At 62.5% G+C, this 20,942-nt stretch carries 19 protein-coding genes; 16 read left to right on the top strand and 3 right to left on the bottom strand.

What is annotated here, in order from left to right; genetic code table 11:
* Nucleotides 1-4: 4 nt before the first annotated feature.
* From DWV58_RS06835 to DWV58_RS06850, 4 genes are read left to right on the top strand one after another with little or no spacing between them, the layout of a single operon-like run.
* Nucleotides 5-580 (top strand): NADH-quinone oxidoreductase subunit B family protein, encoded by a 576-nt coding sequence (locus DWV58_RS06835; RefSeq protein WP_117776622.1) that lies wholly within the window; start codon nucleotides 5-7, stop codon nucleotides 578-580.
* Nucleotides 580-1,296: an NADH-quinone oxidoreductase subunit C gene (locus DWV58_RS06840; RefSeq protein ID WP_117776623.1), complete on the top strand. Its 717-nt coding sequence runs from the start codon at nucleotides 580-582 to the stop codon at nucleotides 1,294-1,296. Before DWV58_RS06835 ends, DWV58_RS06840 begins: the two co-directional genes overlap by 1 nt.
* A gap of 5 nt (nucleotides 1,297-1,301) precedes the next feature.
* Nucleotides 1,302-2,390 (top strand): nickel-dependent hydrogenase large subunit, encoded by a 1,089-nt coding sequence (locus tag DWV58_RS06845; protein WP_117776624.1) that lies wholly within the window; start codon nucleotides 1,302-1,304, stop codon nucleotides 2,388-2,390.
* Between the two features lie 7 nt (nucleotides 2,391-2,397).
* Nucleotides 2,398-2,739: a 4Fe-4S dicluster domain-containing protein gene (locus DWV58_RS06850; RefSeq protein WP_117637166.1), complete on the top strand. Its 342-nt coding sequence runs from the start codon at nucleotides 2,398-2,400 to the stop codon at nucleotides 2,737-2,739.
* A gap of 590 nt (nucleotides 2,740-3,329) precedes the next feature.
* Here DWV58_RS06850 and DWV58_RS06855 read toward each other — a convergent pair.
* Nucleotides 3,330-3,959 (bottom strand): response regulator transcription factor, encoded by a 630-nt coding sequence (locus DWV58_RS06855; protein ID WP_117583678.1) that lies wholly within the window; start codon nucleotides 3,957-3,959, stop codon nucleotides 3,330-3,332.
* Nucleotides 3,956-5,101, bottom strand: coding sequence for a sensor histidine kinase (locus DWV58_RS06860; RefSeq protein WP_158564539.1), 1,146 nt, complete (start codon nucleotides 5,099-5,101; stop codon nucleotides 3,956-3,958). The genes DWV58_RS06855 and DWV58_RS06860 overlap by 4 nt, the downstream gene beginning before the upstream one ends.
* A gap of 195 nt (nucleotides 5,102-5,296) precedes the next feature.
* Here DWV58_RS06860 and DWV58_RS06865 point away from each other — a divergent pair, with 195 nt between their 5' ends.
* The 6 genes from DWV58_RS06865 (at nucleotide 5,297) to DWV58_RS06890 (ending at nucleotide 13,693) form a co-directional block, all read left to right on the top strand.
* Nucleotides 5,297-6,235 (top strand): ABC transporter ATP-binding protein, encoded by a 939-nt coding sequence (locus DWV58_RS06865; protein ID WP_055251488.1) that lies wholly within the window; start codon nucleotides 5,297-5,299, stop codon nucleotides 6,233-6,235.
* 9 nt (nucleotides 6,236-6,244) lie between these two features.
* Nucleotides 6,245-7,432 carry an ABC transporter permease gene (locus tag DWV58_RS06870; protein ID WP_117776626.1) on the top strand — a complete coding sequence of 396 codons (1,188 nt, stop codon included), beginning with the start codon at nucleotides 6,245-6,247 and terminating at the stop codon, nucleotides 7,430-7,432.
* The gene (locus tag DWV58_RS06875) at nucleotides 7,419-8,624 is read left to right on the top strand and encodes an ABC transporter permease (RefSeq protein WP_117776627.1); all 1,206 of its coding nucleotides are present in this window, start codon (nucleotides 7,419-7,421) and stop codon (nucleotides 8,622-8,624) included. Before DWV58_RS06870 ends, DWV58_RS06875 begins: the two co-directional genes overlap by 14 nt.
* Before the next feature lie 273 nt (nucleotides 8,625-8,897).
* A complete protein-coding gene (locus DWV58_RS06880; protein ID WP_117776628.1) occupies nucleotides 8,898-9,611 on the top strand; it encodes an ABC transporter ATP-binding protein in 714 nt (237 codons plus the stop codon).
* 8 nt (nucleotides 9,612-9,619) lie between these two features.
* Nucleotides 9,620-12,286 (top strand): ABC transporter permease, encoded by a 2,667-nt coding sequence (locus DWV58_RS06885; protein WP_117776629.1) that lies wholly within the window; start codon nucleotides 9,620-9,622, stop codon nucleotides 12,284-12,286.
* A gap of 201 nt (nucleotides 12,287-12,487) precedes the next feature.
* A complete protein-coding gene (locus DWV58_RS06890) occupies nucleotides 12,488-13,693 on the top strand; it encodes a DUF362 domain-containing protein (RefSeq protein WP_117776630.1) in 1,206 nt (401 codons plus the stop codon).
* A gap of 251 nt (nucleotides 13,694-13,944) precedes the next feature.
* Here the strand turns inward: DWV58_RS06890 and DWV58_RS06895 are convergent, their stop codons facing one another.
* Nucleotides 13,945-14,910, bottom strand: coding sequence for an alpha/beta hydrolase (locus DWV58_RS06895; protein ID WP_117648230.1), 966 nt, complete (start codon nucleotides 14,908-14,910; stop codon nucleotides 13,945-13,947).
* Between the two features lie 187 nt (nucleotides 14,911-15,097).
* Between DWV58_RS06895 and DWV58_RS06900 the strand changes: the two genes are divergently transcribed.
* The 6 genes from DWV58_RS06900 to DWV58_RS06925 all read left to right on the top strand — a co-directional run bounded on the left by DWV58_RS06900 (nucleotide 15,098) and on the right by DWV58_RS06925 (nucleotide 20,881).
* A complete protein-coding gene (locus DWV58_RS06900) occupies nucleotides 15,098-15,781 on the top strand; it encodes a hemolysin III family protein (RefSeq protein WP_199586026.1) in 684 nt (227 codons plus the stop codon).
* Between the two features lie 108 nt (nucleotides 15,782-15,889).
* Nucleotides 15,890-17,263: a hemolysin family protein gene (locus tag DWV58_RS06905; RefSeq protein WP_055285343.1), complete on the top strand. Its 1,374-nt coding sequence runs from the start codon at nucleotides 15,890-15,892 to the stop codon at nucleotides 17,261-17,263.
* Nucleotides 17,264-17,287: 24 nt separating this feature from the next.
* On the top strand, nucleotides 17,288-18,121 hold the full coding sequence (locus DWV58_RS10015) for a hypothetical protein (RefSeq protein WP_231501573.1): 834 nt from the start codon (nucleotides 17,288-17,290) through the stop codon (nucleotides 18,119-18,121).
* Between the two features lie 136 nt (nucleotides 18,122-18,257).
* Nucleotides 18,258-18,647, top strand: a complete 390-nt coding sequence (locus DWV58_RS06915) for a YtxH domain-containing protein (RefSeq protein ID WP_117776635.1) — start codon at nucleotides 18,258-18,260, stop codon at nucleotides 18,645-18,647.
* Nucleotides 18,647-19,402, top strand: coding sequence for a PRC-barrel domain containing protein (locus tag DWV58_RS06920; protein ID WP_117776631.1), 756 nt, complete (start codon nucleotides 18,647-18,649; stop codon nucleotides 19,400-19,402). The genes DWV58_RS06915 and DWV58_RS06920 overlap by 1 nt, the downstream gene beginning before the upstream one ends.
* A 72-nt stretch (nucleotides 19,403-19,474) precedes the next feature.
* Nucleotides 19,475-20,881, top strand: a complete 1,407-nt coding sequence (locus DWV58_RS06925; protein WP_233540535.1) for a polysaccharide deacetylase family protein — start codon at nucleotides 19,475-19,477, stop codon at nucleotides 20,879-20,881.
* The last annotated feature ends 61 nt before the right edge of the window (nucleotides 20,882-20,942 follow it).

The following is a 20,942-nucleotide window of genomic DNA, read 5'->3' on the forward strand; positions in this document are numbered from 1 at the left end:
ATCCATGGATCATAAAATGTCGCGCTCGCCGTGGGTTATTCATTACGACGGCTCGAGCTGCAACGGATGCGATATCGAGGTGTTGGCCTCGCTTACGCCGCTGTTCGATGCGGAGCGCTTTGGTGTGGTCAACACCGGCAACCCCAAGCATGCGGACATCTTTTTGGTGACGGGCTCGGTCAATGCCCAGAACCTGCCCGTCGTGCGCCAGATCTACAACCAGATGCTCGAGCCCAAGTGCGTGGTGGCCTGCGGCATCTGCGCGTGCTCGGGCGGCGTGTTCCGCGATGCCTACAACGTGATCGGCGGCGTGGATCGCGCGATTCCCGTGGACGTGTACGCGCCCGGGTGCGCCATTCGCCCCGAGACGGTGATCGATGCCATCGTGGAGGCGTGCGGCATCTTGGACCAGAAGGAGACCGTGATGCGCGCCGGTGGCGATCCGCTCACCGTAGGCGGTGCCGCTACCTGGGACGGTGGCGTTGAGCTGGGCGAGGACGGGTTTGTGGCAGCTGCGGGGGCCGGCGACACGGCCGCTGGGACGCCCGCCACGCCCGTTGCTGCGAAGGAGGCCGAGTAATGCAAAAGGCTATCTATACCACCGTCGGGATCGACGAGCTCCTGTCGCATGTCCAGGCGCTCAAGGGCGTCGGCGCGCGCTTTGTGCAAATGCACGCCGAGCGCAACGTCGACGACGGCTCGTATCGCTTGGTCTATACGTTTATCAACGTTCGTGCTGCTCAGGAACATATTGCGCAGGACGGCAGCTATGCGATCGAGAATCTGGTGGTTGAGGGCATCGACCAGTACCAGGAGATTCCGTCCATCAGCTCGTATTACCCCGCGGTGTTCCCGTTTGAAAATGAGGCCCACGACCTGTTTGGTCTTGCCATTACCGATATGCAGATCGACTTTAAGGGCTTTTTCTACCAGGTCTCGACCGCTGAACCCATGAGCGTTATCACGCCCGAGGTGAAGGCTGCGCGAGAGAAAGCCATGAAGGTCCGTGCCGCTGCCGAGGCCAAGGCGCGCAAGGCCGCGGCCGAGAAGGCCGCCGCGGCTGCGGCTGCTTCAGGGGAGGGCGCTGCGAGCGCCGGCGATGCCGCGGGCGTCGCTGCTCAGCCCGCTGCGGCTGCCGGCTCCGATGCTCAGCACGATGAGGCTGCTGCGAAGGCCGCACTCAAGGTTGCCGAGATAGAGGCAAAGCTCGCCGCCATGGATCCCGAGAAAGCGGCCAAGGTCCGTGCGGCGCTTGCCGCCAAGGCCGCCCGCGACAAGCAGAAAAAGGAGGCGTAAGGCCCATGGCACATCGCTCCGTTATTCCGTTTGGCCCGCAGCACCCGGTGCTGCCCGAGCCGCTTCATCTGGACCTGGTGATCGAGGACGACCGCGTCATCGAGGCAATTCCGCAGATCGGCTTTGTGCACCGCGGACTCGAGAAGCTCACCGAAAAGCGCGATATGCATCAGTTTGGCTACATCGCCGAGCGCATCTGCGGCATTTGCGCCGTGGGTCACAGCTACGGCTATGCCAGCGCCTGCGAGCGTATGCTCGACATTGAGGTGCCCGGCCGCGTGCAGTATATCCGCACCATTCTGCACGAGCTTTCGCGCATCCACTCGCATCTGCTGTGGCTGGGCCTGCTCGCCGACGCCTTTGGTTTTGAGGCGCTGTTCTATCGGTCGTGGACCCTGCGCGAGCAGATTCTCAAGATCTTTGAGAGCACGTGCGGCGGGCGCGTGATTCTGTCGATTAACGAGATCGGCGGCCTTAAGCACGATATCGAGGACTCCGAGCTGGCGGGCATTGTCCAGACACTCGATGCCATGCGTCCCGACTACGAGGCCCTGGTGCATACGTTTTTGGACGACGACAGCTGCGGCGAGCGTCTGCATGGCGTGGGCGTGATCAGCAAGAAGGACGCGCTGGAGCTTTCGATGGTCGGCCCGTTTGGGCGCGCCTCGGGCGTGGACTACGACGTGCGCATGTTTGGCGACGGTGCCTATGCGGACCTGGCTGCGTTTGAGCCGGTTGTCGCTACCGATGGCGACTGCTATGCCCGCTGCCAGGTGCGTTGCGCCGAGGTCACGCAGGCTATGGACATCATCAAGGAGCTTGTGGGCAAGATTCCGCACGACGGTATCGGTGGGCGTACCAAGCTCACGCCGGCCGACGGCGCGCGCGGCGAGGTTGTGATTGAGCAGCCGCGCGGCGAGGCGTATTACTATGTGCGCGGCAACGGCACCAAGAACTTGGACCGTTTTCGCGTGCGCACGCCGACGTCGCAAAATCTGGCGGGTCTGACGCATGCGCTGCAGGGCGTGCTCCTTGCCAACGTGCCCATGATTATCCTGACCATCGACCCCTGCATTAGCTGCACGGAAAGGTAGGCGCGGCATGAGTTTGCTGACATTTGCCAAGACGGCCTTGGGCTCTATGGTCAAGCAGCCGGTTACGGTGTGCTATCCGCAGGAGGGGCTGACGGCACCCGAGCGCTTGCGCGGGCATATCGTCAATGACATGGATGTGTGCATCTGCTGCGGCATGTGCGCGCGTCGCTGCCCGGCGGGCGCGCTCGCGGTCGATCGCAAGGGCGGTACCTGGTCGATTGACCCGTACGCCTGCGTGGTGTGCGGCGAGTGCATCGAAAGCTGCCCCAAGCACTGCCTGACTATGGACACCGCGCGCACTCCAGTCGCGGCGGACAAGACCCCCACGGTAGAAACCAAGCCGGAGTAGCGCTGGAATGGGGCTGGTATAGCGCTGGAATAGGGGCCGGCGGGGCAAAAATGCCCCGCCGGCCCCGCGCGTGAACGCGTGTGCGGGCCGCCACGCGACCCGTCCAGCCCGAAAATGACCCGTCTGCCACGAAATGGGCCCATCTACTACTTTTGGGCGCCAACCCCCAACCACGGCAAAAAATGTGAAAACAAAACCGCAGGTAGAACGCCTGCGGTTTTCTGGAAAACGGGGGTATGGTCGGGGGTATCGAGTCAAACGTAGTAGATGGGCAGGTTTCGTGGCGAGCGGTTCCGGCTGATCCCTTGGGGACGGAGGAAAACGGATCATTTTGGTCCCGCAAGGCTTGCGGAGGCACTCGCGCAGGGCCGCCCGACAAAACTATGCCGGTTTACGGGGCTGAGTCACGAGTTCCCAACCATGCCGATATTCGTGAAAATGAAACCGCAGGTAGATGAGCCGCCATTTTGCAGAAAACGCGGGTATGGATGGGGGCCCTGAGTTTAGCCCCGTAAACCGGCATAGTTTTGAAATGGCATCATATCGGTAACAGCCATTTTGCTATGCCGGGGCGGTCGGTCGTTGAGTAATTACCCTCGCAGGTAGGCGATGGCGATTTGGGTGCGGTTGCGCAGACCCATTTTGGCAAGGATCGAGCTGATGTGGTTGCGCACCGTGCCTTCGCCCATATAGGCGGTGGCGGCGATTTCCTTGTTATCGAGACCGCGGGCGATGAGCTCGGCGACTTCGAACTCGCGGTCGGTCAGACCGGCAAAGGCCGCGGGCCGGTGGGGCGCGCCCGTCTTGTTGCCCATCCCGTCAAAGTCAACATCTTCGATCGCCTTACCCTCGAGCACGCGTTTGCCGCTCATGACCTGCGCCAACGCCGGAGGAATGGCGGCGACATCGGTTTTAATCAGGTAGCCGCGGGCGCCCAGTTTGAGCGCCGACACAATGTACTCGTCATCCGAGAATGTCGTCAGAAACACCACGCGCGCCGCAGGGTCGCGCTCAAGGATTTTGCGTGCCGCCGAAAGTCCGTCACGTCCCGGCATCTGGATGTCGAGCAGCGCGATGTCGGGCGCGTGCTCGGCGTAGAGCGCGACCGCGTCGTCGCCATTGGCGCCGGTGCCCACCACCTCGATCTGCGGCTGGGCGCCCAGGATAATCTTGAGCGAATCGACCACCAAGCGGTCGTCGTCGACAACAATGAGCCTCATCGGTCCTCATCTCCTTGCTGTTTGGGAACGGTGGCAAACACGCGCCAGCCGCCGGCGCCGGCAAGCGGGCCGGCGGTGAAGGTGCCGCCAAGCGCCTCGATGCGCTCGCGCATGGAGGCGAGCCCCATGCCCTCCGCGGCGCCGCGGCCGCTTGCTTGAACCCCGCCCACGCCATCGTCGGTAACGATGAGCTGGTAAAACGACGGATGCTCCATGTACCGTATGGTGACAGCATGGGCGCAAGCGTGGCGCATGGTGTTGGAGAGCGCTTCGCGCAGGACCGCCGCAAAGCAGTTGGCGACATTTGCGGGCGCATGCTCGGCCATAACTTCAAGCTCAATCTGCGGGCCGCCGTCCGAGCGCACGCCTTCAACAATGCGTTCGAGCTGCACGGAAAGGTCGACGGCGTTGTCGTTGAGCGCATGGACGCTGGCACGTACGAGCTGGAGCGCCTCGTCAACCGTGCGTTTGACGTCGGCGAAATCGGCGGCGACGCCGGGCTCGTCGGCGTGCACGACGCGCAGGGCCTCGGTCTGCAGCGAGGCACGCGTGAGCTGGTGCCCGACATTATCGTGGATCTCGCGCGCGATGCGGGCGCGTTCGGCGAGCGTCGCGAGCTCGACTTCGTAGTCCTGGCGGTCGGCAAGGTCGCGGTTGCGCGCCTCGAGCGCGAGGGCTCGTTCCTGCAGCTCGTCTCGGGTACGGCGCATGCGCTGCTGCTCGCGCTCTAACTGGGCGGTACGTAGCGATAGCAAGGTGGCGGCAACCGAAAGGATGGCGGTCAGCAGGAGCGTTCGGGCGGTGAGCGCGTCGGTGCGAAGGTCCGCGACGAGCGCAAAGACAAAGACGACGCCAATGCCCAGCGCGATCCAGGCGTGCTCACGGCGCACGCGCCGCGCGATGTCATAGAGGGCGAGAGGCGAAAACGGCACAAACGGCGGCACGAAGACAGCCGCGATGACGTAAACGTAGCTCGCGGCCTCGCTCGCACGGCGGGCGCGGTTCCCCCGTGCGACCTCGGCTAGCGAGGTGGCAATAACGCCAAGGCAAAACGCCGCGACCAGGTGAGCGTTCACAGCAAGACCCATGGCGGCCGCAATACAGCACGCCAGCACGATCAATTTGTCGAAAAGCCTGTTCATACGGGTATTGTACGCGAAGCCGCGCATGGTGGAGGGGCCGCCTGCGCAACCGTGACATTCCTCCCGCGTGGCAAAGCGGTCGCGTCAGCAGGCTACGCGACCGCCCCGCACTCGTGACAAAGCTCACTGGTGCGCGCCGTCAGCTCCTGCGATGATGCAATCATACCGGGCCACAAGCAACAGAAGGGCCGCCTCATGACAGACATCGTCCACGTCGAAAACCTCGTTAAGCGCTACGACGACCTTATTGCGCTCGACCACTTTAACCTGAGTATCGCCCCCGGCGAGATCTTTGGCCTGCTGGGCCCCAACGGCTCGGGCAAGACCACGTCCATCAACTGCATCCTGCAGCTGCTCGCCTACGACAAGGGCACCATCGAGCTGTTCGGCGAGCGCATGACGCCCGCCCGCTACGATCTCAAGCGCCGCATCGGTGTGGTGCCGCAGCAGGTGGCGGTGTTCGACGAGCTCACCGTGCGCGAGAACATCGACTATTTCTGCAGTCTCTACGTCAACGACCGCAAGCGCCGCCGCGCGCTGGTGGACGAGGCGATCGACTTTGTCGGCCTGGGCGACTTTACCAAGTTCCGCCCTGGCAAGCTCTCGGGCGGCCTGGCGCGTCGTCTCAACATTGCCTGCGGCATCGCGCACAAGCCCGAGCTCATCTTTTTTGACGAACCCACGGTGGCGGTCGACCCGCAAAGCCGCAACGCCATCCTGGAGGGCATCTGCCGCCTGCGCGACGAGGGCGCCACGGTGGTGTATACCAGCCATTACATGGAGGAAGTCGAGCAGATCTGCAGTCGCATCATGATCATGGACGGCGGCCGCGTGCTGGCGCAGGGCACTAACGACGAGCTCAAGCGCATGATTCAGATGGGCGAGAAGATTGTAATCGAGGTCGGCGAGGTTCCGAGTGCGGCGCTCGGTGCCGTCGCAAGCCTGCCGCACGTTCTGGACCTTTCGGCAACGGCGGGACAGCTCACGTTTTCGTGCGAAGCGAGCCCGCACAACCTGACGGACATTCTCGATGCGCTGCGCTCGCATGACGTGCCGCTCGGCCGCATCTATTCCGAACCGCCGACCCTCAACGACGTGTTCCTCGAGATCACCGGCCGCGAGCTGCGCGACTAGGGGGCGGCCATGTTCAACACCATCATCACCACGGTCAAGACGCTGCTGCGCCGGCCGAGCACGTGGGTCTGGGGCGCTCTCTTTCCTATCGCGCTTTCCACGATGTTCATGTTTATGTTTGCGAACCTCAGCTCCGACGGCACGGTCGACCCGGTGCCGGTTGCCGTCGTGGCGGACGAGGCCTGGGATGCCTCGACCTTTAAGGATGTGGCGGCTTCGCTTGCCAAGGCAGGCGACGATCAGCTGCTCGATGTGAGCGAGTACGAAGACTTGGCTGTCGCGCGCAAAGCGCTCAAGGCCGGCGAGGTCGCGGGCATCTATACGGTTGATGCCGCGGGCACGCCCAGGCTCACGCTGCTGTCGAGTTACGACAGCTCGCGCGCCTCGTCGGTGCTCACCGACCGCAGCATCCTTGAAACGGTGGCAAGCTCGTATACACAAAATGTCGAGCTCATGCGCCAGATTGCCCAGGACAACCCGGCGGCGCTCGCCGATCCGGCGGCGGTTGCGCACGCCCTGTCGCTCGAGGGCGGAACCCGCCGCGTGAGCCTGACTCGTGCCACGCCCGATGGCACGGTCATCTACTACTACGCGCTCTTTGGCCTGGTCGCGATGATGTCTGCCGAGTTCGCCGCCTTGGGCGTCGTCGATTTGCAGCCTAATCTGTCGGGCCTTGGCGCGCGCCGCTGCGTGGGCGGTCTTTCCAAGACGGCGTCGCTGGCCGGCATTTTTGTCGGCTCGTGGCTGGTTTCCTTTGCATCGATGGCGGTTGCGATCGGCTACGTGCGCCTGGTCGTGGGCGTCGACTTTGGCGGGCGCGAGGGGTTGTGCCTGCTGGGCGGGGCTGCATCCGCGCTTGCCGCCACGAGCCTGGGGCTTTTTGTGGGCACGCTTCCCGTTAAGGGCGGCAAGGCATCCAAGTCGGGCATCCTCACGGGCTTTGCCACCACGTGCGCCCTGTTCGCCGGCCTCTACGGCGAGCCGGCGATGGCGCTTGCCGACGACGTCGCCCGCGCTTGTCCGGTCGAGTGCTGGCTCAACCCCGTCAAGCTCATCTGCGACATGTTCAATCGCCTGTATTTCTTTGAGGACCTGGGGCCCTTCGCTGTTCGCGCCGGCGCGCTCGTCCTGATGGCCCTGGTGTTTGTCGCCGCCGCTACGCTGATCTTTGGAAGGAGCCGCTATGAGCACCTTTAAGACCGCGCTTCGCATGGCGCTGGCGCACCCGTTCTACCTGCTCATCTATACGGTGTTCATCTCGCTCATGGGCGTATTCATCGCGGCTTCGGTGAGCTGGAACTCGTCGCAGCTTACCGAGTACAAGCCCTACGACACCAACGTGATCGTGGTCGACCGCGACAATAGCGACCTTTCGCGGGCGCTTACCAAGCACCTGGGCTCACGCTTTGACCTGGTCACGGGCATCGGCGACGACACATACGACCTTGCCGACGCGCTCTCCAAGAGCAACAGCGCCAAGGGTAGTGCCGATTGCGTGTTCTTTATCCCGGAGGGGTTTGAGGACGATCTTGTTGCAGCCGCCCGTGCGGGGGAGGCCCTGCCCAAGCTCGACGTGACCTATGGTTCCGGCACCATGGCGGCGGCGCTTTCGTCCGCCGAGGCCTCGCGCTGGATCTCGCTCGCGGGCGCTGCGGCGGCGCTTGAACCCGCTGCCTCCAACGGTGACGTCGCAAGGGCCGCCGAGCACGCGGCCGCAAAGCGCGCGGAGGTCCAGATCGAGCAGGTCAAGGTCGAATCGACTGCTGCTACCACGCTCGAGTCGTACTTCAACTTTGGCGCGTACGCGATCATCTCGTCGGTCATCGTGTCGGTGGGACTGGTGTTTTCGGGCATGAACGAGCCCGAGCGCGTGCGCCGCATGGATGCCAGCCCGGTCTCTGAGCGCCAGCGTTCGCTCGCTGTGTTCGCGGCCGCCGCCGTGCTCACCGTCTGCATCTGGCTCGTGTCGAGCATGATGGGCGTCGTGGGCTTTGCCAGCGCGGTTGCCGAGGTCGGCGTGGGTCGCGTGTGCCTGGCGCTGGCGGCAACGTTTGCCCTGGCGTGCACGCCGCTGGCCGTTGGCTTTACGCTGTCGAGCCTGGGCGCGCGCGAGGAGTTGCTCAACGGCGTGGGCAACTTGCTCGGCTTGCTCATGACGTTTTTGGGCGGCGCCTGGATGCCGCTGTCGCTCATGGGTCCGGCCGTGCAGACGGCGGCGCACTTTGTGCCGACGTATTGGGTGAGCGACGCGATCGGCAAGGCGCTTGCCTCGGACCTGACGCCTGCCGTGCTGGGCGACATCGCCTGCGACCTGGGCGTCACGGTGCTCTTCGCCGCCGCCATCGCCGCCGTAGGCCTAGCCCTCGCGCACAACAAATCCCACGCCTAGCCACCTAGTCATTGGGGACGTTCTTAAACGACTGGTCGCTGGGGACAGTCTTTGCCGATTCGCCGGCTCGCCGGCCGGGCTGGCAAGGACTGTCCCTGGCGGCACTCATTGGGGGCAGACTTAAATGAGCGATTTCACTCATTTAAGTCTGTCCCCAATGAGTAAGTACCCAATGACTGGTTTGGAAAAAATTGCGCCTGTCGCTTAAAAATAGTTCACCGTGGTTTACTATTAGCTTAGAAAAGTAGCAGAAGGCTAACAACGGGGGATAGCATGTCGACAAAGCAAGCCTATGTCCAGGTCAGCGGGCTCAAGAAACACTATGGCGACGGTGATGCGCGCCTGACGGTGCTCGACGGCATCGACACGTCCATCAACCGCGGCGAGATCTGCGTCATGCTGGGACCCTCGGGCTCGGGCAAGTCGACCTTTCTCAACCTCATTGGCGGCCTGGAGGATGCCGACGGCGGCTCCATCATGGTGGACGGCTGCGACCTCACCGCGCTCAAGCCTGCCGATCTGGGCGAGTACCGCCGCCGCGAGCTGGGCTTTGTCTTCCAGTTCTACAACCTGGTGCCCGACCTTACCATCAAGGAAAACATCGAGGTCACGGCGCACCTGTCCAAAAACCCGCTCAATGTCGACGACCTGCTGCGTTCGCTGGGCCTCTACGAGCACCGCAACAAGTTCCCACGCCAGGTCTCGGGCGGCCAGCAGCAGCGCTGCGCCATCGGCCGTGCACTCGTCAAAAACCCAGGCCTGCTGCTGTGCGACGAGCCCACGGGCGCGCTTGACTACAAGACGTCCAAGGAAATCTTGCAGCTCATGGAGGATGTCAACCGCACCTACGACTGCACCATCATCATTGTCACCCACAATGCCGCCATCGCGCGCATGGCAAATCGCGTGCTGCGCCTGCGCGACGGGCGCATCGTCGAGGATGAGCTCAATGAGTCACCCGTCGCGGCCGCCGAGCTCGATTGGTAGGCGGCGCCATGACACCTCTCGCAAAACGTCTCCCGCGCGAGCTGCGCCGCAATATCGGCAAGTACCTGGGCATCTTTTTGCTTATGTGCGGAAGCATCGCCCTTACCTCGGGCTTTTTGCTCGCGGCGCATTCCATCGGCTGCCTCATCGACGACATGCGCGACGAGTACACGATCGAGGACGGCCGCGTGACCACCTCCTTCGAGGCTACCAAAGACCAGCTCAAGGCCGCCGAGGATGCAGCCGGCGACGTCGGCGGCGTTACGTTCTACAAGAACTTCTCTATCGACGTCATCATCAAAAAGGCGGCTGGCGACGACGGCACCAAGCGCACCCTGCGCACCTACGCGCATCGCACCAAGGTTGACATTGCGTCCTACTGCGAAGGCAGGCAGCCCAAGACGGACGATGAAGTGGCAATCGACCGTGTCTTCGCCACCAACAACGACCTCGCCGTGGGCGATAAGGTCGAGCTTGAGGGCCGCACCTACACCATCTGCGGCATCATGACCCAGCCCGATAGCCAGGCGTTGTTCCTCGACAATTCGGACTTTACGGTGAACACCATCACGTACGGCGTGGCCGAGGTCACCGACGCCGGCTTTGCCGCGCTTGAGGACGCCGGCGGCGCGCCTGCCTACACCTACTCCTTTACCTTTACCGATCGCGACCTCCCCACCGCGGATCGCATCGATACGGAGCAGGATATGGTCGAGGCGCTGGCCGATGCCGATGCGCGCGTGGACGATCTGATCGATGCCGATTCCAATCAGGGCATTGGCTATGCGCGCGACGACGTCGACGGCGACTCCATGATGTGGATGACGCTGCTCGACATTATCATCGTGATCATGGCGTTTGTCTTTGTGGTCCTTACCGACGCCACCATCGAGGAGGAGAGCGCCATTATCGGCACGCTGCTCGCCAGCGGCTATCGCCGTCGCGAGATCGTGCTGCATTACCTGGCACTTCCCGCCATCGTGGGCGTGCTCGCGGCACTTTTGGGAACCGCGCTCGGCGTTGCGTTCTTTACCGAGCCCATGCGCGGTCTCTACTACGGCTCGTACAGCCTGCCGCCCTTCCAGGTGTACTGGAGCTGGGAGATCTTCGTGAAGTGTGCCGTGGTCCCCGCCGCTGCGCTCATCCTCATCACGCTGGTGGGCCTGCTTCGCAAGATGGGCAAGACGCCGTTGCAGTTCCTTCGTCACGAGGCGAGCGGCAAATCGGGCACCAAGCGCGGCCTGCAGCTGCCGGAGTGCATGGGCTTTGTCTCGCGCTTCCGCCTGCGCGTCTTCCTGCGCAACCTGGGCAACTTCGCCACGCTCTTCGTGGGCATTGCATTCGCCTCGCTGCTGCTGCTCTTTGGCCTGGCGATTTTGCCCACGATGACGCACTACGCCGACAACCTCGAGACGAGCCTGGTCGCCGAGCATCAGTACACACTCAAGGCGCCGCTGGAGCTCGAGGGCACTACCGAGGAGCGCGAGCAGTGGTCGGCACTCGAGCGCTTGCAGTCGGTTGACGGCGCGCTGCTTTCTGCCGCCCAGGATGCCGATGACGAGCTTGACGGCGCGGCCGATGCGGCGCAGACGGCAGCCGATGCCGCGACCGCATCTCCGTCTGCCGAGAGCCTGACCGCAGCGCAGGATGCGCTTGCCAAGGTCCAGGACAAGAAGGATGCGCTCTACGCGCGCCTTGACGATCTTGCCGATGCCCTCGGCTGCAACCGCGATGAGGCCATCGATCTGATCGACAAGGCCTCTAAGATCGACACTGACAACGACGATATCCACCCGGTCAATACGACCGACAACGGCGCGGGCGCAATCGCGCAGGCCGAGAAATATGCCGTTCACCAGCTGCAGTACGACCGTGGCGACGGCAATGGCGAGGAGACGATTTCTGTCTACGGCATCTCGTCCGATTCGCGCTACTGGAAGGGCCTCAACATCGGCGATGGCCGCGTCGTCTTTGGCGGCGGTCTGCTCGATAAGTTTGGCTGGAGCGAGGGCCAGAAGGTCGAGCTTCGCGACAAGTACGAGGCTCGGGATTATTCTCTTGAGTACGCGGGTAAGGACTGCATCTGGGGTTCAAAGTCGGACATGAATATCTATATGAGCATCGATGACTTTAACGAGCTGTTCGGCAACGACGCCGCCTACTTTAACGGCTATGTGAGCGACGAGAAGCTCGACCTCGATGCTCGTTACTTTGCCGGTGACACCACGCCCGACGACATGCGCGCCGTGGGTGACCAGTTTATCGGCATGATGAGCAAAATGATCGGCATGATGGTCGGGCTCGCGGTGTTTATCTTCCTGCTGTTTATGTACCTGCTGACCAAGGCGGTGATCGACCACAGCGCCCGTTCGATCAGCTACATGAAAGTCTTTGGCTATCGCGATAGCGAGATCTCGCATCTGTACATCCGCTCGATCACGCTGTGCGTGGCGGCGTCGCTCGTGCTGAGCCTGCCGGTCATTATTGGCTCGCTCACGGCCATCTTCCGCTCGATGCTGCTCGCCTACAACGGCAATATCGAGATCTACGTGCCCGCTTGGTCCATGGCTGCATGCGTCGGCATCGGCTTTGCGACCTACCTGGTCGTGGCGCTGCTACACACGCGCTCCATCAAGCGCGTCAGCCTGGCCGAAGCCCTCAAGGTGCAGGAGTAGTCATTGGGGACGTTCTTAAACGACTAGTCGTTGGGGACAGTCTTTGCCGGATCGCCGGCTCGCTGGCCGGGCGGCAAGCACTCATTTAAGTCTGTCCCCAATGAGTGCCTAGCGACTCGGCGTTGCGCTTGACTTCAACCCCACTTCAACGGGTACCATCCTCTATGTCTGTAACGCCATATAGACCGAGGGGATAGATCTATGACCGCAACCGCACCCGCAGCACCGGCAAAGGTGTACTTCACCAACCTGCGCACGCATGCTCGCGAGAGCCAGCTCGACAAGCTCAAGCGCCTCATTCGTCGCGCCGGTATCGAGCAGATCGACTTCGAGAATAAGTTCGTCGCCATCAAGATCCACTTTGGCGAGCTGGGCAACCTGAGCTTTTTGCGCCCCAACTACGCCCGCGCCGTCGCGGACGTGGTGAAGGAGCTGGGCGGCAAGCCCTTCCTCACCGACTGCAACACGCTCTATGTGGGCAGCCGCAAAAACGCGCTCGAGCACATCGACACCGCCTACCAGAACGGCTTTACCCCGTACGCCACAGGCTGCCAGATCATCATCGCCGACGGCCTCAAGGGTACCGACGAGGCGCTCGTCCCGGTCGAGGGCGGTGAGTATGTGCGCGAGGCAAAGATCGGTCAGGCGCTCATGGATGCCGATATCGTGATCAGCCTCACCCACTTTAAGGGCCATGAGCAGGCGGGTTTTGGCGGCGCCATGAAGAACCTGGGCATGGGAGGCGGCAGCCGTGCCGGCAAGATGGAGCAGCATGCCGCCGGCAAGCCGAACGTCGCGACTGAGCACTGCGTTGGCTGCCGTGCCTGCGAAAAGATCTGTGCGCACAACGCCATCTCGTTTGACGATACCCGCGAGCGCGAGCTTGCCAACGGCAACGCCCGCACGGTGCACGTGGCCGCCATCGACCACGACCGCTGCCTGGGCTGCGGCCGCTGCATCGGCGTGTGCAACCAGGACGCCATCAATCCCGACTATGACGCCGCGGCCGACGTGCTCAACTGCAAGATCGCCGAGTACACCAAGGCTATCGTCGACGGCCGCCCGAGCTTCCACATCTCGCTCGCCATGGACATTAGCCCCAACTGTGACTGCCATGCCGAGAACGACACGCCCATCGTCAACGACATCGGCATGTTCGCGAGCTTCGACCCGGTCGCCATCGACCAGGCCTGTGCCGACGCCGTTCTGGCATCCGAGCCGCTGCCCAACACCGTGCTTACCGACAGCGCGGCCAAAATGGAGCACAATCACGAGCCTTTGAAGGGCGAGCAGGCTAAGGACCCCTTCTGCATCACGCACCCCGACACCGACTGGCGCTCCTGCATCGCGCATGCCGAGAAGATCGGCCTGGGCACGAGCAAGTATGAGCTCATCGAGGTCAAGTAGCACCTAGCTATTGAACAAAACAAGCGCCTCTGTGGCGTAAGTCGAGCAAAAGCCGCCCGTGAGCACAGCGCCCACGGGCGGTTTTCCGGAAGTATGCGGCAAATTTCGAGGCCGCCGAGCACACGACGTTTTTTGGCAACAAAACCCCTGATAAATTGTTGATAAAACTGCGGTCTGGTCGGCAGTTCCAGATTTTGCCGCATACTTCCGAAAATAGGGGGTCAGATAAAGCCCCGGACGTTGCTTTTTGCCTAAAAATTCTTTCCGAGGAAGTCGTCGACCGTATTCCAGTAGAGCTCGGGGTCAACTTGCGCACTCTTGGCGTGGGTGGCGCCATGGATGGTGAGCTTTTGCTTGACCTTGCTGGCGCACGCGTCGTAGTTTTGGTCGAGCATGCTGTACGGCACAAAGGTGTCCTGGTCGCCGTGGATAAACAACATGGGAACCGTCGCGTGTTTGAGTTGCTCCACACTGCTTGCCTCATGAAAGTCATAGCCTGCGCGAACGTTGCACACCAAGTTCGCCACATCGAGCAAAGGGAAGCTGGGCAGGCCGAACACGTCCTTGAGCTGCAGGGAAAACTCGTCCCAAACGCTTGTGTAACCGCAATCCTCGATGATGCATTTCACATTTGCGGGCAGAGATTCCCCCGCGACATTCATGGCCGTCGCCGCGCCCATCGACTCGCCAAAGACCAGGATGCGCGCTTCGGGATCGGCCTGAACGATTCGCCCGATCCACGCGAGGACATCGAGCCGCTCGGGCCAGCCCATGCCGATGTAGTCACCGCCGGAACGCTCGTGGGCGCGGGCGGCGGGTGCGAGTACGTTCATGCCGCGGTCGTGGAAGCGCTTGACGTATCGGGCCATGCCGATGGGCTCGTCGGTGTATCCGTGCAGGCAGACGGCGTAGTCGTGCGTGCTCTCTGACGCCGCGAAATACCAGGCGGCAAGCTCGGTTCCGTCATCTGCGGTGAGGCTGCTACTCTCGCGGTTTTCTTTAAACCATGCCCGCGCCTCGACTGCCTCGGCATCCATCTGCTCGCCCTTTTTGCCGTCCTTGCCGTCCTGCATCATCTTCATGGTGTAGGGCGCTTGGGGATTCAGGGCAAAGTCGAACAAGAAGTTGCCGGCAAACCCCAGCAGCGCGACAACGAGCACCAGCGCAACAACACCGGCTACCTTAAGCTTTCGATGGGAACGTGCGTTTTGAGACATAAGAAGCTTTCCTATAAGATGTTAATACATCAACATTTAATGCAAGCGCATTATGGACGTTCACCGTTGATGCGTCAACAGGCAAAGAATGGGTAAACAAAGGGTCACGTATGGTGCAAATTTCGCACGCGCCCAGACGCTTTGATATAGTGTTGAGAACTCTTTTATGTTGGAGGATGTAACCGGCATGTCCGATTCGAGCGACAGTTCTAAGCCGCGACCCAAGACCGCGGCCGTTCCACACTACACGGTGGGCGAGGAGATCATGAACTCCGTCACCCATGGTGTCGGCTGCCTGCTGGGTATCGCGGGCCTGGTGCTCCTGATCGTATTCGCTGCCTTGCGCGGCGGAGGCCCGGCCCACATGGCCGCGGCGATTGTCTATGGTGTCAGCATTATCCTCGAATACCTAGCCTCCACGCTCTACCACGCGATTCAGCCCGCGCGCGCCAAGCGTGTGTTTCGCATCATCGACCACAGCTGCATCTACCTGCTCATTGCCGGCAGCTATACGCCGTTTTGCCTCATCACGCTCGCAAACGACGGCGGCCCTATGCTGTTCTTTGCCGTATGGGCCATCGCCATTATCGGCATCGCCCTCGAGTGCTTTATGCGCGAACGTCAACCGCACTGGGTAAGTGGCCTGGTCTACTTGCTGATGGGCTGGCTCGTTGTCTTTAAGCTGCCCGAACTTGTGGCACTGCTCAACCCCGTGGCACTTGCCCTGCTCGCCGTCGGCGGCGTGTGCTACACCGCGGGCGTGCCGTTCTATATCGCCAAAAACGTGCGCTATCTGCACAGTATTTTCCACTTGTGGGTGCTCGCCGGCAGCATCTTCCAGTTCATGGCGGTGATCCTCTTCGTAATCTAGCGACCGCGCCCATGCCCTCGCTTCCACGGGCGACCGGCGCAATTGCCCTATCCGTCACCTACGCTTACTACCCAACGTCCCGAATCTTGGAGGTTCGAGAAACTCCCGATGGACATAACCATCTCCCTTATCACCACCCTCGTTTTGACCCTCATCAACGGCTACTTCTCTATGTCCGAGATGGCGCTCACCACGGCCAAGCGCGCCGTGCTGGAGCACGAGGCCGAGGAAGGCGACAAGCGCGCCGAGCGTGCCATTAAGCTGGCTGCCGACTCCGACCAGCTGCTCGCCACCATCCAGGTTGCCATTACGCTCGTGGGCTTCGCCTCGTCCGCCGTCGCCTCGACGAGTCTGTCCGACCCGCTCGCCACGTGGCTCATGAGCTTTGGCATCGCGCCGCTCTCCGCCATCGCGCGCGGCCTGGCGCCGGTCATCATCACCGTCGCGGTCGCCTTCGTATCCATCGTGATCGGCGAGCTCGTCCCCAAGCGCATCGGCCTGGCCAATGCCGAGGGCGTGTCCAAGCAGGTCGTGGGACCGTTGTCGTTTTTCCAAAAGATCGCCCGTCCGCTCGTGTGGCTGACTGGCGCTTGCTCCGATGGCCTGGCCCGCATCCTGCGCATCAAGAGTGCCGACGACCGTCAGAATGTCTCGGAAGAAGAGATCAAGTACATGGTCTCGGAGCAGGACGACCTGCTCGACGAGGAAAAGCGTATGATCCACGAGATCTTTGACCTGGGCGACACCGTTGCCCGCGAGGTCATGGTGCCGCGCGTGGACACCACCATGTGCGAGGACGACGAGACGGTCGCCGACGTGTTGTCCACCATGCGCCAGACCGGCTTCAGCCGCATCCCCGTCTATCACGAGGACCCCGACAACGTCGCGGGCATCGCGCACATCAAAGACCTGATCCAGCCCGCGCTCGACGGCAAGGGCGACCAGCCCATCGCCGGCTTTTTGCGCGACGCCACCTTTGTGCCCGACACCAAGGACATCCTGCCGCTGCTGTCCGAGATGCAGACCTCGCACGACCAGATCGTGGTCGTCGTGGATGAGTACGGCGGCACGGCCGGCATCATCACCATCGAGGACATCGTCGAGGAGATCGTGGGCGAGATCGAGGACGAGTTCGACCCCGACAACAAGTACCTCACGCGCCTTTCGCGCCGCGAGTGGCTCGTCGATGGGCGTTTTTCGTGCGATGACGCGATTGAGCTTGGTTGGCCGCTCGAGGAAAGCGATGATTATGAGACCATCGCCGGCTGGATTTTGGAGCTTTGCGACTCGGTGCCCGACATCGGAGAGGTGTTTGAGGTCGCGGGGTACAAGTTTAAAGTGCAGTCGATGCGTGGCCAGCGCATCTCGCTCATTCGCGTGATCGCTCCGGCCGAAACCGATAAGAAGGATTCCGAGTCTTCGGTAGACGAGCCGACGACGTCGGGTGCGGGTTCCGCGAATCCGCACGACGGCGACGAGTAGGACAAGGAAGAGTAGGGGAGAGTTATGGCAGGCCTGTTCAACATCCTTAAGGTCACCGTCAGCGAGGACAAGATCTGCGCGCATGTGCTGGTGAACCCCGGCATGCCGCTCATGACCTCGGAGGACATCGAGGCCACGGCGCGCGTGTACTACCTGGTGCCGGCGATTGCCAAGCATCTGTGCCTGGGCGATTCCGGCCGCGAGTTCCAGGACTGCATGGGTCAGACCGAGCTCTGCCATCTGCTGGAGCACGTGACGGTCGAGCTCATGAACGAGACCGGTCTTGCCGGTAGCATCTCGTGCGGCCGCACGCGCGTAAGCGAGCATGACGAGCGTGTCTTTGAGGTCGAGCTTTCGTGTCCCGACGACGCACTGGCCATCGGTGCGCTGTCGTCGGCCACCTTTATGATGGACTGGGCGTACCTGCACGCCGACCAGCCTGCCCCCGACGTGGAAGGCACGGTCGCGGGCCTGCGCAACCTGGTGCTGGGCATGCGCGCCGAGGCCGAGGGCAAGGATCCTCACGAGGCCGTCGCCGCCGCGAACGGCGAAGATGCTGCCGAGGACGAGGGCGCTGACGAGGGCGATGTGTCGGTCGACGCCGAGCCCGTTGCCGATGCGACCGCCGAGCCCGTTCCCACCGAGCCCCAGGGCGTCCCCAACTTTGACGACGAGCCCCAGGTGGCGATTGATACCGAGGGTGCGGTTGCCGAGAACCACGAGGCCTCCGCTGCCGTCTTTGGCGGTGCGGCGACGGTTCCGGCAGGACCTGCGCATGAGGGCGGCCTGCCGCTCGTGGACGGCGCCGGCGAGGACCCGGGTGCCACGGTGGCCATGCCGGCTATGCCTCAGGAGTAGGCCTACGCGTTTATCACCATCACGTACCTGCGCCTTTGCCGTACGCAGATGAGCGGAGCGGCAAGTGATGCGCTGCGGGTATAATGGACAGCATTCAAACGGTGGGCACCGACGTGCCCGCAGGAGAGGAATGATCATGGGTAAGACTTTCAGCTTTGTCTCCGGCGCACTTTTTGGTGCTGCTGCCGGCGCTATTATCGGTGTTGCTCTGGCTCCGCGCTCGGGCGCCGAGACCCGCGCCATGGCTGCCGATATCGCCAACGACGCCTGGGACAATATGCGCGACACCTACGAGCACAGCGCCGAGGAGGCCCGTGCTGCGGTGAATGACTTTGGCCCGATGGTCGACGCCAAGACCGACGACCTGCGCGCCAAGGTCGACCTGGCCCGCGAGCGCATGGACCAGCTGCGCGAGCAGCTCAACGACGCCATTTCGGGTGGCAACGTGACGCCTGCCGCCGACGTCGTGGTCGAGAACGCCGTCGAGACTGATGCCGAGGCTGCGGAGCCCTCGACCGAGGCATAATGCGCGCCGGGGATTTTGTCGGCGCCAAGATCTATCGCAAGCCTACCGAGGACAAGCGCACCAAAAAGGACGGCACGCCGCGCAGCCCTAAAAAGCTCGGAAAGATTCACTTTCCGGTCTTTACCCCGGGCGGTACGCGCGTGGTCGGCTTTATGGTCCGCCAGTCCGATATCGCGGGCATGATCGAGCGTCCCGACCGATTCGTAGCGCTCGATGCCATTGGTGTCTACGAGGGCGCCATCGCGGTTGACGACGTCAAGGGCACCTACGATACCGCTGCGGCCAAGCGCCTCGACATCAACCTGGACGATTGCATCATCTGGGTCGGTATGGACGTGCGCACGGAATCGGGCGACGTCGTGGGCTATTGCTCGGACGTTGAGTTCAAGCCGCGCTCGGGCATCGTGCAGGCATTCTATGTGACCGCCGGCGCTGCTTCGAGTGTTTTGGTTGGTGACACGCAGGTGCCGCCGACGATGCTGCGCGGCTACGAGAACGGCGCGATGGTCGTTTCGGACGAGGTCAAGTCGCTCGGGTATTCGGGCGGTGCCGCCGCAAAGGCCGCCGAGGCAAGCGTCGTGGTGGGCGATAAGGTCAAAAAGGGCGCCAAGGTGCTCGATGACAAGGGATCGGTCGCCGTGGACAAGGGCAGCCGCGCGCTGGGCAAGCAGCTCGGCAAGACGCGCGGTATGTTCAAGGCCTTTAAGGACGAATATCAAAAGGCGAGCGGGGGCTCGTCAAAAGCTAGCAAATAGCGACGTACCAAATGATGGGAGGCGAGCCGGAGACATGTTGCTCCGGCTCGCTGTGTTTATGGGGGAGGGCACATGCGCCAAAACGGATCTAACTTAAACGGGCGCTCGGGTGCGCGTCCGACGGCGCGCCGCGACCTGGGGCAGCTGCCCAGCGGTCAGCGCCGCCGTCGCCGTAAGCCCGGTGCGATGTACCTCAACCATAGCCGCGGGTTTAGCGACCGCAGCGCGCGCATCGGCAACGGGCGCTCGCCGCGCCGACCGTCCCGTCTGCCCTATGCGCTCATCGCCGTGGGTTGCGCGCTCGTGCTGTTTATCGCTGCCGTCGTGGGCTACGTCAACCGCAGCGTGGACGTGGAGCTCAATGGGCAAAAGACCGCGGTGCGCGTGGGCTCTACGTTGCAGAATCTCATCGACGACCAGGAGTTGACTGACGCCTACGACGCAGGCGACCTGCTGGCCGTCGATGACAGCGTGCTCAAGCGCCATGGGGGCGAAAAGCTGTCGGTGAAGGTCGACGGCAAGCGCGTGAAGCAGGGCAAATGGGATAGCCGCGAACTTGAGGGCGGCGAGAAGGTGACGGTCAAGGATGGCCGTAACACCTACGAGAAGCACGAGGTTCAGGCTACGGTTATCGAGCCCAAGCTCAAGGTCGAGGGCACGGGCGCTATCGAGTATGTGCAGACGTGGGGTGCCCAGGGCCGCTCGGAGGTGTGGGTCGGCGAGCAATCGGGTAAGACGCAGGACCGCGGCGAGGTTGTGCCCGCCACCGATTGCGTCGTTGCGTGCGCCAGCGTGGCGCCCAAGGGCAACAAAAAGTACGTGGCACTGACGTTTGACGAGGGTCCGAGCGGCGCCACCAAGCAGATCTTGCAGGTGCTCAAGGAAAAGGGCGTCACCGCGACGTTCTTCCTTTCGGGCGATGCGGTCGAGGCCTCGCCTGCCACGGCCAAGGCGATTGTCGATGCCGGGTGCGAGATCGGATCCAACAGCTACAGCGACGATTCGCTCAAGGGTCAGGACCGTGAGGCGGTACGCGAACAGATCACGAAAGGCACCGATGCGATTAAGTCGGCGACCGGCGTGAAGACGATGCTGCTGCGTGCTCCCTACGCTGCCTTTGACGAGCAAAACTGGATTGATGCGATGGACCTGGTCTCCGCCGTGGTCTCGTGGAATATTGACTCGGGCGACTGGCTGCTCAACGGTGCCGACGAGCAGGTCTCAACGGTGCTCGATTCGGTGACGCCGGGCAATATCGTGCTGCTCACCGATAGGGACGAATGCGCCGAGCAGACGCTCGAGGCGCTGCCGCAGATCATCGACGGCCTTGTCGCCGACGGCTACAAGATCGTGACGCTCAGCGACCTGGTCAAGACGGACACGTCGCTGAGCAAAAAGCTCACCTCGCTGACGAAGGTCACCATGCCCAAGGACGCCGTGTTCCCCCAACTTGCCGAGGACGATGACACCACAGAGTAGTCATTGGGTAGTCGTTTAAGAACGTCCATTACAGTCGAAATTGTCAGCCCGGGCCCGTCTC

The organism is Collinsella sp. AF11-11 (assembly GCF_003465485.1).
Taxonomy (GTDB): Bacteria; Actinomycetota; Coriobacteriia; order Coriobacteriales; family Coriobacteriaceae; genus Collinsella.

What these genes read in the sequence shown, in the direction of transcription:
- DWV58_RS06835 (WP_117776622.1), top strand. Translation starts at nt 5, where the DNA reads ATGGATCATAAAATGTCGCGCTCGCCGTGGGTTATTCATTACGACGGC.
- DWV58_RS06840 (WP_117776623.1), top strand. Translation starts at nt 580, where the DNA reads ATGCAAAAGGCTATCTATACCACCGTCGGGATCGACGAGCTCCTGTCG.
- DWV58_RS06845 (WP_117776624.1), top strand. Translation starts at nt 1,302, where the DNA reads ATGGCACATCGCTCCGTTATTCCGTTTGGCCCGCAGCACCCGGTGCTG.
- DWV58_RS06850 (WP_117637166.1), top strand. Translation starts at nt 2,398, where the DNA reads ATGAGTTTGCTGACATTTGCCAAGACGGCCTTGGGCTCTATGGTCAAG.
- DWV58_RS06855 (WP_117583678.1), bottom strand. Translation starts at nt 3,959, where the DNA reads ATGAGGCTCATTGTTGTCGACGACGACCGCTTGGTGGTCGATTCGCTC.
- DWV58_RS06860 (WP_158564539.1), bottom strand. Translation starts at nt 5,101, where the DNA reads ATGAACAGGCTTTTCGACAAATTGATCGTGCTGGCGTGCTGTATTGCG.
- DWV58_RS06865 (WP_055251488.1), top strand. Translation starts at nt 5,297, where the DNA reads ATGACAGACATCGTCCACGTCGAAAACCTCGTTAAGCGCTACGACGAC.
- DWV58_RS06870 (WP_117776626.1), top strand. Translation starts at nt 6,245, where the DNA reads ATGTTCAACACCATCATCACCACGGTCAAGACGCTGCTGCGCCGGCCG.
- DWV58_RS06875 (WP_117776627.1), top strand. Translation starts at nt 7,419, where the DNA reads ATGAGCACCTTTAAGACCGCGCTTCGCATGGCGCTGGCGCACCCGTTC.
- DWV58_RS06880 (WP_117776628.1), top strand. Translation starts at nt 8,898, where the DNA reads ATGTCGACAAAGCAAGCCTATGTCCAGGTCAGCGGGCTCAAGAAACAC.
- DWV58_RS06885 (WP_117776629.1), top strand. Translation starts at nt 9,620, where the DNA reads ATGACACCTCTCGCAAAACGTCTCCCGCGCGAGCTGCGCCGCAATATC.
- DWV58_RS06890 (WP_117776630.1), top strand. Translation starts at nt 12,488, where the DNA reads ATGACCGCAACCGCACCCGCAGCACCGGCAAAGGTGTACTTCACCAAC.
- DWV58_RS06895 (WP_117648230.1), bottom strand. Translation starts at nt 14,910, where the DNA reads ATGTCTCAAAACGCACGTTCCCATCGAAAGCTTAAGGTAGCCGGTGTT.
- DWV58_RS06900 (WP_199586026.1), top strand. Translation starts at nt 15,098, where the DNA reads ATGTCCGATTCGAGCGACAGTTCTAAGCCGCGACCCAAGACCGCGGCC.
- DWV58_RS06905 (WP_055285343.1), top strand. Translation starts at nt 15,890, where the DNA reads ATGGACATAACCATCTCCCTTATCACCACCCTCGTTTTGACCCTCATC.
- DWV58_RS10015 (WP_231501573.1), top strand. Translation starts at nt 17,288, where the DNA reads ATGGCAGGCCTGTTCAACATCCTTAAGGTCACCGTCAGCGAGGACAAG.
- DWV58_RS06915 (WP_117776635.1), top strand. Translation starts at nt 18,258, where the DNA reads ATGGGTAAGACTTTCAGCTTTGTCTCCGGCGCACTTTTTGGTGCTGCT.
- DWV58_RS06920 (WP_117776631.1), top strand. Translation starts at nt 18,647, where the DNA reads ATGCGCGCCGGGGATTTTGTCGGCGCCAAGATCTATCGCAAGCCTACC.
- DWV58_RS06925 (WP_233540535.1), top strand. Translation starts at nt 19,475, where the DNA reads ATGCGCCAAAACGGATCTAACTTAAACGGGCGCTCGGGTGCGCGTCCG.